This is a genomic window from Plasticicumulans sp., assembly GCF_035331805.1.
Classification (GTDB): Bacteria; Pseudomonadota; Gammaproteobacteria; order Competibacterales; family Competibacteraceae; genus Plasticicumulans.
Genome location: NZ_DAOLKE010000407.1, coordinates 1,860 through 2,920, shown reverse-complemented (window position 1 = coordinate 2,920; position 1,061 = coordinate 1,860). Strand labels below are relative to the sequence as shown.

Here is a 1,061-nt window from a genome sequence, read left to right as displayed (position 1 = left end):
CGCGCTTTGCAGGAAACTCTCTACGGCGGACGGTGATGCGGAACGAGCGGATATCGTTCGGGAACTCCTCGGCCCGCATGCGCAGTTCGCGGTGACGCCGCCGTTTTTCTGTGACTATGGCTACAACATCCATGCGGCCGCAGGCAGCTACTGCAACACGAACTGCGTGCTGCTCGACACCTGCAGTATCTCGATCGGACCGAACACCCTGCTGGGTCCGGGCGTGCATATCTACACCGTCAGCCATCCGATGGATGCCCAGATTCGGCGGTCCGGAACCGAAACCGGCAAACCCGTGATCCTTGAGGAAGATGTCTGGATCGGCGGCGCGTCCGTCATCTGTCCGGGCGTGACGATCGGAGCCCGAACCGTCGTCGGAGCAGGAAGCGTCGTCACCCGTTCGCTGCCACCCGATGTCTTCGCCGCCGGCAATCCCTGCCGCGTCATCCGGCCGCTGAACCGATAAGGCCCCTCAGCCGGCAGATCGCAGGGCGGGCGGACGCAGGAAGCCCGTCTTTCGCGCTCCGGCCCCGCCAGCGCACCACCCGCCGTCGAAACCCGCCACCCCGACGCCGGTGTCGTCCGTCCCGGCACCGATGTCCGCCACATCCGGCCCGGTACCCGAGCGGCCGGCGGCGATACCGGAAACATTGCCGTCGATACCCCGCAAGCCTGCGCCGGTACGGCAGATTCCGTCCCGGATGCCTGACACATCGGCGCCGGTGTCCTGCCCATCGGCCTGGATGTCCGGACAATCGACGGCGGGGGTCCACCTGTCCCGGTCAGGGTTCCGAAGCCCCTCGCCGCCCCTTTTTGCGGCGCCACCGCCCCAAAAAACAGCGGCGCCGACTGTTCAGGTATCGACGCCGATACTTTGGCAGCCGCGGGGACTCCTGAAGGGCCGACGCCGACACTTCAGGTGTCGACGCCGAGGTCCGGAAGGCCGGCGCCGGGGTGCGAAGTACCGGCTTCGATGCCGGGGCATCCAGGCCGACACCGCAAGCACCGGCGTCGACGCTTTTCAGGGCGCCGCCGCCCCGGCGCGGGGCGAGGCCGGCACT

At 68.0% G+C, this 1,061-nt stretch carries 1 protein-coding gene; it reads left to right on the top strand.

Translation table 11 applies throughout. The features are described from left to right. Window positions 1-466: sugar O-acetyltransferase (locus tag PKE44_RS17630; RefSeq protein WP_324553874.1), on the top strand; the 466-nt coding region annotated here is incomplete at its 5' end. Window positions 467-1,061 lie beyond the last annotated feature (595 nt).